A 13,984-nucleotide genomic window follows, 5' to 3' on the forward strand; every position below is an offset into this window, starting at 1 on the left:
CAGAGCGCGCAGCGGCTGGCCGAAAAACTGGCGCATTACGCCGATGCCTGGGATCTGGCAACGGATCTGGCGCAGGGCATTGACGCGATTGTGGTGATTGATACCCGATCTGAGCAGCACTATCAGCGCGGGCATATTCCCGGCGCGGTCAGTTTTCCCCATCGCCTGATGACGGCAGAAAGCCTTGCGGCGCTGGACCGGGCTAAGGTCTACATCACCTACTGCGACGGCATCGGCTGCAATGGCTCGACCAAAGGGGCGTGGAAGCTGGCGTCCGCCGGGCTGCGGGTGAAGGAGCTGATCGGCGGGCTGGATTTCTGGCAGCGGGACCAGCATCCGCTGGCGGCGGGCACTGAGCCGGGCAGCTGGCCGCAGCAGAGCAGCCAGCCGGAGTGTGGTTGTTAAACTGAAACTTCCCGCTTCAGCGCTACCGGCTGGCAGTTACCCGCCAGCCGGTAGCGCTGGCTTTCAGCAGACCGGCACCGGATGCGCACCGCCGGTGCGGCAAAACAGCACATGTCTGTAATCGCTGTCATAGCAAAGGTATCCTGACGGCGCAGACCGCAGACCGCAGACCGCAGACCGCAGGAGACGTCAGCTTTACAGCAGGATCCACAGGATCAGCATCACCACGATGGCCGCCGCAAAGGCGGTAAACCAGGTTCGGCTGCTGCGCGGGGCAGGAGGGAGCGGCGGCGGCGCGTTGCCGGTCAGCGGCTGCGGGCGGATCTGGCTGGCGGCCAGCGGCAGCTCCTGCAGGGCGCTGGCGCGGCGGCTGAACAGCAGGTTTAACAGATCCTGCACCTGTGCCGGGGTCAGTACGGACTGCGGCGGCGTGCCGAAGCGCTGCTGGCTGTACTCTTCCAGCATGCGCTGTTCGCCGCTGTCCGGCGGCTGCTTGAGCACGGCGGTCAGCTGATGCAGGGTGGGGGCTGGCTGCTGGTTCAGCGTCTGGCTGGCGTGCAGGTACTGGGTCAGCAGCGGGAACACCCGCGCGGGGATCGGATCGCCGCTGTGCAGGTTCACTACCTTCAGCACCAACGCCCACAGCTTCACCGGCTGTTCGCCGGTGGTGGCCGCCAGTCGGGTAACCTGCTGGTTAAGCGTTTGCTGCTCGGCGGGCAGCAGCGTGCGGCCGGTCGGCGGCGTCTGCTGCGGCTGTGGAATAGCCATCTGGCCGTTCTGCAGCATGGTCAGCACCTGGCGCAGCTGGTCGGGATTCAGCGAGCTGAGTACGGTGTGGCCAAACTGCTGGCGGATAAAGTCGCTCACTGCCTGGCGGTTGTTGCCGGTCGGCAGCCGATCGGTGAGCTGCTGCAGCAGCTGGCGCGTGGCGTGGCCGTCCTGTACCTGGCTCAGCCGGGTATTCAGAAACTGCTCAGCCTGTGGAAAGTGGCGCGCCAGCAGGCCGGCATCGTTTTTTACCCCCACCTCATGGCGTAAACCGGCCCACAGCTCCGGCGCTTTCAGCGTGCTCAGCGCCATAATTTTGACGATCAGGCGTTCCAGCGTGGTGCGCTGCGCCGGCGTGAGCGGCTGGTCGCCGGCCAGGGCGCGCGGCGTGCCGCCGGGGGCGTCAATAGCCGGACGATCGGCAGGGAGAGGTGCACCGGGGCCACTTAACGGTTGCATAGCGAAATCCTTCAGTCAGGGTCGAGATCCGGGGCCGCCGGAAAACACAGAATGGTAATCGGCTATGATAACAATCCCGCTGGCTGATAAACAGACCGGCGCGGCCCGTTCGTACCGCTTTCCACGACTTTTTTCTGCTTCTCCGTCATCACGCCCTGTTCCTCTGTTCCTTATCATCCTGCATCCTGCATCCTGCATCCTGCGCCGGCGATCAGCGATAGCTGAGGGTCCATGTGAGGGTGGCATCCGCTTTTCCGGCCTTAACGTGGGTGGCGTACTGATAGTATCGGGCAATCAGCGGTACGCTGATGCCGCCCTCGGTCAGCGGATAGCGGGCAATCTGCCAGGCTTGCCCCAGCGTCAGCGGGGTACGGCCCTCGCCGTGCAGAATCTGCAAGGCCACGCCCTGGGCGGCCAGCGGCTGCGCGCTCAGCGCCACCAGTCCGGCGCCGCTGACGCCGGCCGGTGACTCACCGTCCAGCTGTAGCATCACGTCAACGCTGCCCGCCACCTCGCGGTCGCACAGCAGATTGAGCTGGAAGAGTTTATCGCTGCTGGTGGCACCCACGCCGCGGGTGCCGCGCAGGCTGACCCCGCCGAGTGAGACGGTCATGGAGGCGTTGCCGCGCACCCGGCAGCTTTGCGCCACAAAGGTCAGCCAGCGGTCGGCCCCCTGCAGCAGGAGCGTCACCCGCTGCCCACCCTGTTGCGATCCCATCTCCAGCAGCGGGATCTGCGGGCTGACCAGCGCCGCCCGCCCGGCGGCGGGCGGCGTCTCCGCGGTCTTCACAATGCTGACCTCGACGCTGAAGGTCAGCCGCTGCCAGTGCTGCGACGGTTGCCCGTCCGCGGCGGCGTGGTTGTCGACCCGTAGCCCGCTGTCGACGCTGCCCGGTTCGCTGCTGCGTTCACCGTTAAGGGTGGTGAACAGCGTCAGGCCGTTGCCGAGCGCGGTGCTGCTGTCACGGCGATGCAGCCACAGGTTCTCTGCCTGCGACTGCGGCGAGCTGATGCTGCACCAGACGCTCAACGGATAGCGCTGACGGAACACCTCCCGCCCGACCGGCAGCGAAGCGGAGATTTTTAACGGCCCGGCGCTGCGGGCGTTGAGGGGCAGGTTCTGCCCCTGCTCAGAGACGCAGTTGAGCGCCGCGGCACAGGGCGGCAGGCTGGCGCACAGCAGTGCGGTGAACAGGGTGGGCGGCAACAGCGTACGCAGGCTCATCACGGTTTCTCGTTGGGGTTGGGAAGGGAACGAGCCGTCATCGGAAGACAGACGGCGTTGAGCTGGCGGATCCCGCCAGGTTTGGCGATAGCTACGGGGAGTTGCAGGGCAATCTGGCACAAAGGCTGTTCACCGCTGGTCACCCGCATGTGGGTGAGACCGGGGGGAAGTTGCACGTAAATAGTGTTGCCCTGTGTCACTCTGCCAAGCGGATCGCCGTGCGTATTACTCACCTGTGCGCCGAATGGCAGACCCTGTCCGTCAGGCCGGGTTACGTGGATCAGTACCGGCTGGCCGAGCCGGGTGGCAAAGTTCATCCGCACCAGCGCACCGGCACGCGGCACGGTTTTTTGGCTGGTGATGCGCAGCGCCACGTCCTGCGGCAGGCCCAGTGGATCGATAGCGATCTCATTGCGTCGGTAAGGCATCAGCCAGGGCACCAGCGCCCGCCCGCTGCCGTCCAGCTTTATTCCGGGGTAGCCGCTGATGCCAGCCCCCGCAGCACCGGGCGCGCTAACCAGCGCCATGGTGTCGCTGTACCAGGGGCTGAAGATCAGGCCGTCGCGCACCAGCGCCACGCCGCCACCCAGCCCGGCTGACCAGGCGCGGCTGTGACCGCCAAGGCTGATGCTGCTATCCAGCGTAGTGGCCGGCAGGTGCCAGCTGGTGGCCAGGCTGGCGCTGCTGTTCTGCTGTTCATCGCGGTTCAGCCCAAGATCGTAGTCGAGCAACTGCTCGTCCAGTGAGCCGCTCAGCCCCAGTTGGCTGCCGGAACCCTGATTGCTGCGGCTGAGGTTCATATTCAGCGACGGCGAGTGAGCCGTGTTACCGAGCGGCAGCGCAATGCGCAGGGCGAACAGCATCTCTTCGCCGCCGCGGCTGCGCACCCGGCTGGCGGAGAGCGACCAGGCGAGAGAGCCAAACGCGTTGCTGTATCCGGCCTGTAGCTGGTTATCCTGGCCGTCATTACTCCAGTGGCGCTGGGTTAGCAGCGCCACATTCAGTTGCCCCCATGTCTGCGGTAAACGCTGGGAAAGGGTGAGCGACATGCGGCTGCGCGGCTGGCGCAGCTGGCCGAAACCGGGATACTCAGGGTGCTTCTGCTGATATATCCACTGGACGGCGTCGCTAAGGTCGCGGTAATCCGGCGATGAGAGCTGTGAAACGCTGGCGGAGAGGGTGGTCTGGCTGTTGATTAAGACTTTGCTGTAGGCGAGCCGGTAGCGCTGCCCCTGACGAAGCCGCCCGCCGGTACGGGTCTGTGCGGTGGTGGTATCCAGCGAAATCGAACCGAATGACGTGCCCAGCGCGCCGCCGGCCAGCAGCGAACGGTAGCCTTCGCTGGTCAGCAGGCCGCCATAGCCGGTGAGCAGATTACTGACGCCGTACTGCAGCGTGCCCTGAATGACCTTCGGGCTTCCCGGCTGGTTCAGGTTGCGCAGCGTACCTGCGGTAACGCTGAACAGGCCGTTACCGGGCCTGACCAGTTGCGGCAGCGAAGCGTAAGGCACGCTGAAGCGGCTTTCACGTCCGTCGGCCTCTCTGACCGTCACCTCAATGTCGCCGCCGTAGCCGGTGGGATAGAGATCGTCGATCTGAAACGGGCCGGGCGGCACGCTGGTCTCCAGCAGTAGCGTATTGCCCTGGCGGATGCTGACGTGCGCGTTGCTCTGCGCCATCCCCTGAATCACCGGCGCGTAGCCGCGGCGCGAGTCCGGCAGCATCGACTCGTCGCTGGCCAGTGAAACGCCGCGCCAGGAGAAGCTGTCAAACAGGTAGCCGCTGGTATCGGCATCGCCCAGCGTCAGCCGGGCGTTCAGCGCGGTGACATCGTGCTGTAGAGCGTTAAACAGGCTGTTGTAGTCGCTGCCGCGCTCCGGCTGCCAGCTGAGCGTGCCGCGGTGGGCAAAGTGAAAGCCGCCGAGGTTAAGCGCCAGTTCGTTGCCGCTGTAAAAGGAACGGTAGTGGGTGCCGCCCTGGCGTGAGTCGTAGTAATTGCTGTCGTAGCCTGCCAGCAGCGCGTTAACGCCGTCATCCCACAGCTGCGGGCTGATGCTGTCGCGGGCGCTGTGTTGCAGCAGCGCCTGCGGCAGGCTGATGTGCAGCTGCAGACGGCTGAGGTCGGCGCGGATCCGCGACTGCGGGATCAGCTGCGGCAGCGTCACGCACTGCTCCTCATCGTCAAGCTGCCGCAGTGCGGCGCTGTTGATCCCCTGCGGCTTCACCGGCAGCATTCCCAGCAGCGCTTTTTCGACGCAGATCGTCGACGCTGCCGCCGTGCGTTTAACGGTGATCTCTCCCTGCCCGTACGGGCGGCCGTTAACACGCAGGTCGAGATGGTAGTGGCCCGGTGGCAGCGGGGAGGGGCGCTCGAACAGCGTGAGATCTACCGGCTGGGAGAGCTTGTGCAGAAATCCGGGGTCAAAGTGCGCCTCGCCGCCGCCGGTGGCGGGCCGGGCAGCGCCAGGCAGCAGGATTAGCAGCAGCAGGGCGAGCGGCAGGCGTGGCTGCCCGACCTCGCGCTGCTGACGCCGATCGTTATGCTGCACCGGGCGCCGGCGGTAAGGGTACCGATCCATCCGCCATCATTTCCGGTCTGCGGTCGGTTTGATATCCACCGTTGTTTCGCTGCCGTAGTCGTTAATAATGTGGTAGCTAATCGTCGGGTTCATTAGCCTGCCGACGGGCTGGTCCATGCGCACCGTCGCGCTGCTCAGCGGCGGGATCATCTCCCCGCTCAGGCTGGTCAGCGTTTTACCCGGCATGTTGATAACCATGCGCGACAGGTTGATAAAGTAAGGGGAGGGATTGTCCAGGCGTAAGGCGCGGGGGTCAGTCGTGACCGTTTGCCAGTGCAGTTGCCTGGCCGCCGAGACGGCGCCCTCTGCCGTTAAGCCGGTCGGGCGAAAGAAAATTTTAATGCGCGTGCGGATCGCCATTTGCAATGTGTTGCTCCCCGCCAGCGCGGCATTTTTGGGCGGGATATCCAGCACGTTCAGCCAGAACACCGACTCGCGATCGGTCGGCAGAGCTTCCCCGGTCCAGGTCAAACGTAGCGTCTGACCGGTGTGCGGCTCCATGCGGAAAATCGGCGGCAGCAGAACAAAAGGCGCGTTGATTTTACTCAGGTCCTGTTCCGGATCGCCTTTATCGATCCACGCCTGTACCAGCGACGGCAGATTGCTGTCGTTATTCAGCTGTACGCCGACCTCACGCTGGTTCTGCGGGTAAATCACCCGCGTGCCGTTGACCAGTACGTTGGCTGCAGCTGCCACCGGCAGCAGCAGCAGCAGCCCGAACGTACGCCATGAAATCCTTTTCAGCCTTAACATAGCCACTGTCCCTGGAGTTATTTACTTTATACTGCAGTAAATGACGTAAGCGTCAGAAATAACTGATTGAGTAATTAACCTGGGAATAGACGTTCCCGCCCACGACTTTATCCACCGCGAAGTATTGTGCGAAATATTTTAGCGTTGCTGCATTATCTTTAATTTTGAACGAAGGCCCCTGATTCTGTGACGGATCATTGACGGTGATTTTTTGCCGATCCTGGTCAAGAAGCTGCACCTGAACGTTTCTGGCCGTGCCGATATTAACCAGGTTGCCGGTGATCGGGTCGGAACTGAGGCTCTCAAACAGCGCACGGGTATTTTCGGTTGCGTTCTGGCACTCGCTGAGCTGCATCACAATCGGCTGGACATTCGCTACTGAGCCAGCCGCAGGCAGCGCGGTGACGGAGATTGGCGGGAAGGTGATCTCGGTGGTACTGCCGTTACCATTGACACTTATTTTGCAGGTGGTATTGGTAATTTCACCTTTGAAGGTCAGAACGCCATCATAGGCGCTGGCAGCAAAAATGGACAGCAGCGATGCGGCGACTAACGACGCGCGGAAAAGCGAAGTTCTCATAGGTAAGTTCCTTTTAATCTTGCCTGAATTATTGATTGTCGATGTGAATAGAACCTGAGTATTTATTTCAGGCCCTATGAGATCAATCTTAAATCAGCGTGAAAAATGGTAAATAGCAAAACAGCCAAATAATCGATTAATGCGATGTTATCGATTTTTACCTAGCTGTCATGCAGGAGGAAATATCGTGAAAAAGGGTAAGGTGGGGGTGATTTACTGGCAGGATGAGTTATTGAATGGCGTTTGACGTGATGCAAACGGGCGAAAGGATGGCCAGCCCTCTCTGGCGCTGAGAGGCGGGCCGTCCCGGCCAGACAGAGGCGGGTAGCAGCGGTGCCGATCGGGTGGGTTTGCTGCCGGCCGCTGCTAAGGTTAGCGGCGGCCAGAGATTACTCGACCTCGGGTGCTGCCGCGGCGGGCTGATGTTTCCGCCTGCGCAGCGTAGTGCGCAGGCGCTGGGCCATCACCACCCCGGCCAGCGTCAGGCCGCCGCCGATAAAGTGATACAGGTGCAGCGATTCGTGCAGGAACAGGATGGCAATCACCGCGGTGAAGATCGGCACCAGGTTCATAAAGATGCTGGCGGTGCTGGCACCCAGGCGCATCACGCCCTGGATCCACAGGAACGGTGCCAGCACCGAGGCCGGAATGGCGGCAAACAGCACCAGCGGCAGATTGTGCGCGTTGAGGCTGACGTCAGGTGCCAGCATGAAGCCGGGGGTCAGCAGCAGTACGCCGAACAGTATCTGCACCCACAGGCTCTGCCAGTTCGGCAGGTCCAGCGCCCAGCGTTTGGTCAGCACGCCGTACAGCGCATAGGAGGCGGAGGCGGCAAACATCATCAGCTCGCCGTGGCCGAGGCCGTGGCTTAGCAGCTGAGCGGGATTGCCCTGGCTAACCAGCCACACCAGGCCGGCAAAGGAGACCAGGCTGCCGAGCAGGATCCCCAGCGTTGGGGCCAGCCGCAGCAGGACCACGCTGAGCAACACGGTGAGCAGTGGGATCAGCGCGTTCAGAATGCCCATAAACAGCGCGCTGACGCTGTGCGCGGCGTAGTAGGCGAGGCTCTGATAGAGCACCATGCCCAGCAGGCCGAGCACCAGCAGTTTCCACCACACCTGCGCAATCTGCCGGCGGTTACGCCAGACGCCGGGCAGGGCGAACGGGGTCAGCACCAGCAGGGCGATCAGCCAGCGGTAGAAGGAGATGGCGGCGGGGTCGATGGCGCTGGCCGACATTTTGCTGACCACGGCGTTAACCGACCAGATAAAAACGGCCAGCAGGGGATAGAGGAAATTCATCATGGGACTCAGTGTTGCAAACGGTGCTGTGCAGTGTAATGCTGTCTCATTTGAAATGGATAACGATAATCAGACAAGTTTTCATTCGGAGCAGACAACGTGGTCCAGCAACTGACCTATATTCCCCCACAGGCCGCCGGTGAGCCGCTGTTTTTCCGCTTTGAACAGGCCAACGCGCAGACCGAATATCTGCCCCACAGTCACGTCTGGGGGCAGGCGATCTTCGTTAAATGCAACGTACTGGAGATGCAGGTGGATGGCGAACGGTTGCTCACCCCGGCAAACATCCCGATCTGGATCCCGCCGGGCACCCTGCACGCCAGCTACAATCATAAGCAGGCCCATTTCCGCACCCTGAATATCGCCGCAGAGCGCTGTTACGGCTTCCCGACCTACGCCTGCCTGCTGCGGGTCTGCCCGGTGGTTCAGGCGATTATGGATGACGTGGCCGCCCGCCAGCTGGAGGTGCCGCACACGGCTGAGGACCAGCGCCTGTGCGAGGTGCTACTGGATCGGCTGCGCCAGGCGGAAATTGAAGCCAGCTATCTGCCCAGCTGCCAGGACCGGCAGCTGGCACCGATCCTGCAGGCGCTGGAGCGCAACCCGGCCGATAACACTACCCTGGCGCAGTGGGCGGCGCGGGTCTACACCACCGAACGCACGCTGTCGCGCCGCTGCCAGGCGCTGCTGGGGCTCAGCTTCAGCGAGTGGCGTCAGCGGCTGCGCTTTCTGCACGCGGTGTCGCTGCTGGAACAGAACCTCAGCGTGCAGGAGGTGGCGCTGGCGCTGGGCTACAGCTCCGCGTCGGCGCTGATCGTCATGTTCCAGCAGCAGTCCGGCACCACGCCGGAGCGCTACCGCGCGCGCATGTAATGTGCCGGAGCACTACCGTGCTCACATGTAATGTTTTGTCGCCCGCTGCGGTCGCAGGTGTCCGCGGCGGCGCTTTATGGCAGAATAACGCCCCTCACGCTCCCCGAACTGGAAACCGATTGTGAAAATCCTCGTTGATGAAAATATGCCATACGCGCGCGAACTCTTCAGCCGCACCGGTAACGTCGTCGCCGTGCCCGGCCGCCCGGTGCCGCAGGCTGAACTGGAAGATGCCGATGGCCTGATGGTGCGCTCGGTGACCCAGGTTAACGCCGCGCTGCTGGCCGGCAAACCGGTCAGGTTCGTCGGCACCGCCACCGCGGGCACCGACCATATCGACGAGGCGTATCTTGGCGAGCAGGGGATCGCCTTCTCGGCGGCGCCGGGCTGTAACGCCATTGCGGTAGTGGAGTACGTCTTCTCCGCGCTGCTGCTGCTGGCCGAGCGCGACGGCTTCCGCTTAACCGATCGTACCGTGGGCATCGTCGGCGTCGGTAACGTCGGCAGCCGCCTGCAGGCGCGGCTGGAGGCGCTGGGCATTCGTACGCTGCTGTGCGATCCGCCGCGTGCCGATCGCGGTGACGCCGGCGACTTCCTGCCGCTGGCCGACCTGGTGGCCGAAGCCGACGTGCTGACCTTCCACACGCCGCTGTTCAGAGAGGGGCCGTATCAGACCCTGCACCTGGCCGACGAGGCGCTGCTGCGGGCGCTGAAGCCGGGCACCATTCTGATTAACGCCTGCCGCGGTGAGGTGGTGGATAACGCCGCGCTGCTGCAGGTGCTGGACGATCGTGACGATCTGAGCGTGGTGCTGGACGTCTGGGAGCCGGAGCCGGACCTGTCGGTGCCGCTGCTGGAGAAGGTGGATATCGGCACCGCGCACATCGCCGGCTACACCCTGGAAGGCAAGGCGCGCGGCACCACCCAGGTGTTCGAGGCGTGGAGCCAGTTTATCGGCCAGCCGCAGCAGGTGCCGCTGGACACCCTGCTGCCGCCGGCCGAATTCGGCACTATTACCCTCAGCGGCGAGCTGGATCAGCCAACGCTGAAACGTCTGGTGCATCTGGTGTATGATGTGCGCCGCGACGATGCGCCGCTGCGCCGGGTGGCGGCGATCCCGGGCGAGTTTGACCGCCTGCGCAAGAATTATCAGGAGCGGCGCGAGTGGTCGTCGCTGCAGGTGGTGTGCGATAACGCGGCCACCGCCGCACTGCTGGTGAAACTGGGCTTTAACGCCATCCTGCAGTAATCCGTAACCGGCGACGGCGAGGCCCCCGGCGGACGGGCGTCTCTGTCGTACAGCGTTAAGCCGGGCGCGGTGCGGGAAAAATCTGAATCTTTGGGCGGTGACAGCACCGCCTCTCTTTTTTATGTCAAGGTCGGGAGTAAACCAACATGTCTGACGGCTGGAATATCGCGCTACTGGGCGCAACAGGCGCAGTAGGGGGAGCTGTACTGGAAATACTGGCGGAACGCCAGTTCCCGGTTGGTGAGCTGTATGCACTGGCAAGCGAACGCAGCGCCGGTGAAGTTCTGCGTTTTGAGGGGAAATCGCTGCGGGTGACCGATGCGGCAGAGTTTGACTGGTCGCAGGTGCAGCTGGCGTTCTTCGCCGCCGGGCGTGAAGCCTCGGCGCGCTACGCGGAAGACGCGGCCAGCGCCGGTTGCCTGGTGATCGACAGCAGCGACCTGTATGCGCTTGAGCCGGACGTGCCGCTGGTGGTGCCGGACGTCAACCCGCAGGTGCTGGCCGACTACCGCAACCGCAATATCGTTACCGTGGCGGATGCGCTGACCAGCCAGCTGCTGTGTGCGATTAAACCGCTGATTGATAACGCCGGGCTGGGCCGTCTGCAGGTGACTAACCTGCTGGCGGTATCGGCACGGGGCAAAGTCGCGGTTGATTCGCTGGCCGGCGAGAGCGCCCGGCTGCTGAACGGCCTGCCGGCGGAAGCAGGCTACTTTGGCCGCCAGCTGGCGTTCAACCTGCTGCCGCTGCTGGCGGACGCCGAAGGCAGCGTGGCGCAGGAACGCTCCCTGGTAGAGCAGGTGCGTAAGGTGCTGCAGGATGAAGGCCTGCCGATTTCGGTCAGCAGCGTGCAGGCGCCGGTGTTCTACGGTAACGCGCAGCTGGTGCAGGTGGAAAACCTGCGCCCGATGTCGGCTGACGAAGCCCGCGACGCGCTGGCGCAGTGGGAAGATATCAACCTGACCGGCGAAGATGATTTCCCGACCCCGGTGGGCGACGCCTCCGGCAGCGCGCATCTGAGCATCGGTGCGGTGCGCAACGACTACGGCATCCCTGAGCTGCTGCAGTTCTGGTCGGTGGCCGACAACGTGCGCTTCGGCGGCGCGCTGATGGCGGTGAAAACCGCTGAACGGCTGGTGCAGGAGTATTTTTACTGATGTCTGACAGCAGTGCGCCACAGCCGGTGTTAAGAATGGCGTTGGGGATCGAGTATGACGGCAGCCGTTACTACGGCTGGCAGCGTCAGAATGAGGTGGGCAGCGTGCAGGAGCACCTGGAGAAGGCGCTGTCGCAGGTAGCCGATCAGCCGATCGTGGTGTTCTGCGCCGGACGCACCGACGCCGGCGTCCACGGCACCGGCCAGGTGGTGCATTTTGAGACCACCGCACGGCGTAAGGATGCCGCCTGGACGCTGGGTGCCAACACCCACCTGCCGGCGGACGTGGCCGTGCGCTGGGTCAAGGCGGTGCCGGAGACCTTCCACGCCCGCTTCAGCGCCACGGCGCGGCGCTACCGCTACGTGATTTACAACGAGCGGCTGCGCCCGGCGATCCTCGGCGGCGGCATCACCCACTTTTACCATCCGCTGGACGTGGAGAAGATGCAGCGCGCCGGGCAGTGCCTGCTCGGCGAACAGGATTTCACCTCGTTTCGCGCGGTGCAGTGCCAGTCGCGCACGCCGATGCGCTACGTGATGCATCTGAACGTCAGCCGTCACGGCTCCTACGTGGTGGTCGACATCAAGGCTAACGCCTTTGTACACCATATGGTGCGCAATATCGTCGGTAGCCTGATGCAGGTCGGCTGCGGTAACCAGCCGGAAACCTGGATGGCGGATTTGCTGGCGGCCAAAGACCGCACGCTGGCCGCCGCTACCGCCCGCGCCGAGGGGCTGTATCTGGTTGCGGTGGATTACCCCGAGCACTTTGACTTACCGCGCCCGCCGATGGGGCCGCTGTTCCTTGCCGACTAACCTTCGACTGATGTAATAAAGGACGCCCGAATGGATCTGATTCGTTTTGTTATCGACTTCATTTTGCATATCGACGTGCATCTCGCCGAGCTGGTGGCGCAGTATGGTCTCTGGATCTACGCCATTCTGTTCCTGATCCTGTTCTGTGAAACCGGGCTGGTGGTTACGCCGTTCCTGCCGGGGGATTCTCTGCTGTTTGTCGCTGGTGCGCTGGCGGCGCTGCCGACCAACGATCTGGACGTGCATACCATGGTGGCGCTGATGGTGGCGGCGGCGATCCTCGGCGACGCGGTGAACTACACTATCGGGCGGCTGTTCGGTGACAAACTGTTCAGTAACCCCAACTCGAAGATCTTCCGCCGCAGCTATCTTGATAAAACCCACGCTTTTTACGAGCGCCACGGCGGGAAAACGATTATTCTTGCGCGCTTCGTGCCGATCGTCCGTACCTTCGCGCCCTTTGTGGCCGGAATGGGCAAAATGTCCTGGCGTCATTTTTCCCTGTACAACGTATCGGGCGGGTTGCTGTGGGTGGTGCTGTTTACCTATGCGGGCTACTGGTTTGGCAATATGCCCGCGGTACAGGAAAACCTTAAGCTGTTGATTGTGGCAATTATCCTGCTGTCGATTCTGCCAGGCGTAATTGAAGTGTGGCGTCACCGCCGCGCGGCAAGAAAACAGCCACAGCGCTAAGCGGACGTCTCAGGCCAGACGTCGGTGACCAGATTTTTATCCACAGTCTCCGGCGGTTATGGTTTAATGAGCGACAATTTATGGTTTGTGCTGCGCGCATGAGTGACAGCACAAAAAAAGAAAAAACTGGCTAACCCCAACGGGGCACCAGGTTCAAACAGAAAGGTCATCAATGAGCTGGATTGAGCGAATTCTCAGTAAAAGCACCGCTACCCCATCGCGTAAAGCGAGCATTCCTGAAGGGGTGTGGACCAAGTGTGACAGCTGCGGACAGGTCCTGTACCGCGCCGAGCTGGAGCGCAATCTGGAAGTCTGCCCGAAATGCGACCACCACATGCGTATGCATGGTCGCGCCCGCTTACACAGCGTGCTGGATGAAGGTTCACTGGTTGAACTGGGCAGCGAGCTGGAACCGAAAGATCTGCTGAAATTCCGGGATTCCAAAAAGTACAAAGATCGTCTGACCGCGGCGCAGAAAGAGACCGACGAAACCGACGCGCTGATCGTGATGAAAGGCACCCTGCACGGCATGCCGGTAGTGGCCGCCGCGTTTGAGTTCTCCTTTATGGGCGGCTCAATGGGTTCGGTGGTTGGCGCGCGTTTCGTGCGTGCGGTTGAACAGGCGCTGGAAGACGGCTGCCCGATGATCTGCTTCTCTGCCTCCGGCGGTGCGCGTATGCAGGAAGCGCTGATGTCGCTGATGCAGATGGCGAAAACCAGCGCCGCGCTGGCCAAGATGCAGGCGCGTGGCCTGCCGTATATCTCGGTGCTGACCGACCCGACCATGGGCGGCGTCTCCGCCAGCTTCGCGATGCTCGGCGATCTGAACATCGCTGAACCGAAAGCGCTGATCGGCTTTGCCGGCCCGCGCGTAATCGAGCAGACGGTGCGTGAAAAGCTGCCGCCGGGCTTCCAGCGCAGTGAGTTCCTGATCGAGAAGGGTGCGATCGATATGATCGTCCGCCGTCCGGTGATGCGCTTTAAGCTGGCCAGCGTGCTGGCGAAGATGATGAACCTGCCTGCGCCGCAGGAAGATATCGTTGCTGAAGCCCCCGCTGCCCCGCAGAGCCCCGAGGCCTGACCGATGATGAGAAAGGGATCGCCTGGCGATCCCTTTTACCAATGAA

The 13,984-nt window shown here is 62.8% G+C and carries 14 protein-coding genes; 7 read left to right on the top strand and 7 right to left on the bottom strand.

Features of this window, described 5'->3' with window-relative positions:
• Nucleotides 1–405, top strand: a 405-nt coding sequence (locus NV64_RS02395) for a rhodanese-like domain-containing protein (RefSeq protein ID WP_101505240.1), incomplete at its 5' end; no start/stop codon positions are given.
• On the opposite strand, the gene NV64_RS24350 is transcribed toward NV64_RS02395, so the two are convergent.
• The 7 genes from NV64_RS24350 to NV64_RS02425 all read right to left on the bottom strand — a co-directional run bounded on the left by NV64_RS24350 (nucleotide 402) and on the right by NV64_RS02425 (nucleotide 8,070).
• Entirely contained in the window at nucleotides 402–536 is a 135-nt protein-coding gene (locus NV64_RS24350) for a hypothetical protein (protein ID WP_255354464.1), read from the bottom strand. The genes NV64_RS02395 and NV64_RS24350 overlap by 4 nt on opposite strands.
• Nucleotides 537–600: 64 nt before the next feature.
• Nucleotides 601–1,632, bottom strand: coding sequence for a flagella biosynthesis regulator Flk (flk, locus tag NV64_RS02400; protein ID WP_056239391.1), 1,032 nt, complete (start codon nucleotides 1,630–1,632; stop codon nucleotides 601–603).
• A 211-nt stretch (nucleotides 1,633–1,843) separates the two neighbouring features.
• On the bottom strand, nucleotides 1,844–2,857 hold the full coding sequence (locus NV64_RS02405; RefSeq protein ID WP_101505241.1) for a fimbrial protein: 1,014 nt from the start codon (nucleotides 2,855–2,857) through the stop codon (nucleotides 1,844–1,846).
• Nucleotides 2,857–5,436 carry a fimbria/pilus outer membrane usher protein gene (locus NV64_RS02410; RefSeq protein WP_101505242.1) on the bottom strand — a complete coding sequence of 860 codons (2,580 nt, stop codon included), beginning with the start codon at nucleotides 5,434–5,436 and terminating at the stop codon, nucleotides 2,857–2,859. The genes NV64_RS02405 and NV64_RS02410 overlap by 1 nt, the downstream gene beginning before the upstream one ends.
• Before the next feature lie 6 nt (nucleotides 5,437–5,442).
• A complete protein-coding gene (locus NV64_RS02415; RefSeq protein ID WP_056239398.1) occupies nucleotides 5,443–6,189 on the bottom strand; it encodes a molecular chaperone in 747 nt (248 codons plus the stop codon).
• A 52-nt stretch (nucleotides 6,190–6,241) separates the two neighbouring features.
• Nucleotides 6,242–6,769 (bottom strand): fimbrial protein, encoded by a 528-nt coding sequence (locus NV64_RS02420; RefSeq protein ID WP_101505243.1) that lies wholly within the window; start codon nucleotides 6,767–6,769, stop codon nucleotides 6,242–6,244.
• A gap of 389 nt (nucleotides 6,770–7,158) precedes the next feature.
• A complete protein-coding gene (locus NV64_RS02425) occupies nucleotides 7,159–8,070 on the bottom strand; it encodes a DMT family transporter (RefSeq protein ID WP_056239404.1) in 912 nt (303 codons plus the stop codon).
• Nucleotides 8,071–8,169: 99 nt separating this feature from the next.
• Between NV64_RS02425 and NV64_RS02430 the strand changes: the two genes are divergently transcribed.
• The 6 genes from NV64_RS02430 to accD all read left to right on the top strand — a co-directional run bounded on the left by NV64_RS02430 (nucleotide 8,170) and on the right by accD (nucleotide 13,938).
• Nucleotides 8,170–8,943 (top strand): AraC family transcriptional regulator, encoded by a 774-nt coding sequence (locus NV64_RS02430; RefSeq protein WP_056239407.1) that lies wholly within the window; start codon nucleotides 8,170–8,172, stop codon nucleotides 8,941–8,943.
• A 121-nt stretch (nucleotides 8,944–9,064) separates the two neighbouring features.
• The gene (gene pdxB / locus NV64_RS02435) at nucleotides 9,065–10,192 is read left to right on the top strand and encodes a 4-phosphoerythronate dehydrogenase PdxB (RefSeq protein ID WP_101505244.1); all 1,128 of its coding nucleotides are present in this window, start codon (nucleotides 9,065–9,067) and stop codon (nucleotides 10,190–10,192) included.
• A 146-nt stretch (nucleotides 10,193–10,338) separates the two neighbouring features.
• Nucleotides 10,339–11,349 (top strand): aspartate-semialdehyde dehydrogenase, encoded by a 1,011-nt coding sequence (locus NV64_RS02440; protein WP_101505245.1) that lies wholly within the window; start codon nucleotides 10,339–10,341, stop codon nucleotides 11,347–11,349.
• Nucleotides 11,349–12,164: a tRNA pseudouridine(38-40) synthase TruA gene (truA, locus tag NV64_RS02445; protein ID WP_056239415.1), complete on the top strand. Its 816-nt coding sequence runs from the start codon at nucleotides 11,349–11,351 to the stop codon at nucleotides 12,162–12,164. The genes NV64_RS02440 and truA overlap by 1 nt, the downstream gene beginning before the upstream one ends.
• A 30-nt stretch (nucleotides 12,165–12,194) precedes the next feature.
• On the top strand, nucleotides 12,195–12,857 hold the full coding sequence (locus NV64_RS02450; protein WP_101505246.1) for a DedA family protein: 663 nt from the start codon (nucleotides 12,195–12,197) through the stop codon (nucleotides 12,855–12,857).
• Nucleotides 12,858–13,029: 172 nt separating this feature from the next.
• The gene (gene accD, locus NV64_RS02455; protein WP_056239421.1) at nucleotides 13,030–13,938 is read left to right on the top strand and encodes an acetyl-CoA carboxylase, carboxyltransferase subunit beta; all 909 of its coding nucleotides are present in this window, start codon (nucleotides 13,030–13,032) and stop codon (nucleotides 13,936–13,938) included.
• The last annotated feature ends 46 nt before the right edge of the window (nucleotides 13,939–13,984 follow it).

This window comes from Erwinia sp. B116 (genome assembly GCF_002865965.1).
GTDB lineage: Bacteria > Pseudomonadota > Gammaproteobacteria > Enterobacterales > Enterobacteriaceae > Erwinia.

What these genes read in the sequence shown, in the direction of transcription:
- NV64_RS24350 (WP_255354464.1), bottom strand. Translation starts at nt 536, where the DNA reads ATGACAGCGATTACAGACATGTGCTGTTTTGCCGCACCGGCGGTGCGC.
- flk (WP_056239391.1), bottom strand. Translation starts at nt 1,632, where the DNA reads ATGCAACCGTTAAGTGGCCCCGGTGCACCTCTCCCTGCCGATCGTCCG.
- NV64_RS02405 (WP_101505241.1), bottom strand. Translation starts at nt 2,857, where the DNA reads ATGAGCCTGCGTACGCTGTTGCCGCCCACCCTGTTCACCGCACTGCTG.
- NV64_RS02410 (WP_101505242.1), bottom strand. Translation starts at nt 5,436, where the DNA reads ATGGATCGGTACCCTTACCGCCGGCGCCCGGTGCAGCATAACGATCGG.
- NV64_RS02415 (WP_056239398.1), bottom strand. Translation starts at nt 6,189, where the DNA reads ATGTTAAGGCTGAAAAGGATTTCATGGCGTACGTTCGGGCTGCTGCTG.
- NV64_RS02420 (WP_101505243.1), bottom strand. Translation starts at nt 6,769, where the DNA reads ATGAGAACTTCGCTTTTCCGCGCGTCGTTAGTCGCCGCATCGCTGCTG.
- NV64_RS02425 (WP_056239404.1), bottom strand. Translation starts at nt 8,070, where the DNA reads ATGAATTTCCTCTATCCCCTGCTGGCCGTTTTTATCTGGTCGGTTAAC.
- NV64_RS02440 (WP_101505245.1), top strand. Translation starts at nt 10,339, where the DNA reads ATGTCTGACGGCTGGAATATCGCGCTACTGGGCGCAACAGGCGCAGTA.
- truA (WP_056239415.1), top strand. Translation starts at nt 11,349, where the DNA reads ATGTCTGACAGCAGTGCGCCACAGCCGGTGTTAAGAATGGCGTTGGGG.
- NV64_RS02450 (WP_101505246.1), top strand. Translation starts at nt 12,195, where the DNA reads ATGGATCTGATTCGTTTTGTTATCGACTTCATTTTGCATATCGACGTG.
- accD (WP_056239421.1), top strand. Translation starts at nt 13,030, where the DNA reads ATGAGCTGGATTGAGCGAATTCTCAGTAAAAGCACCGCTACCCCATCG.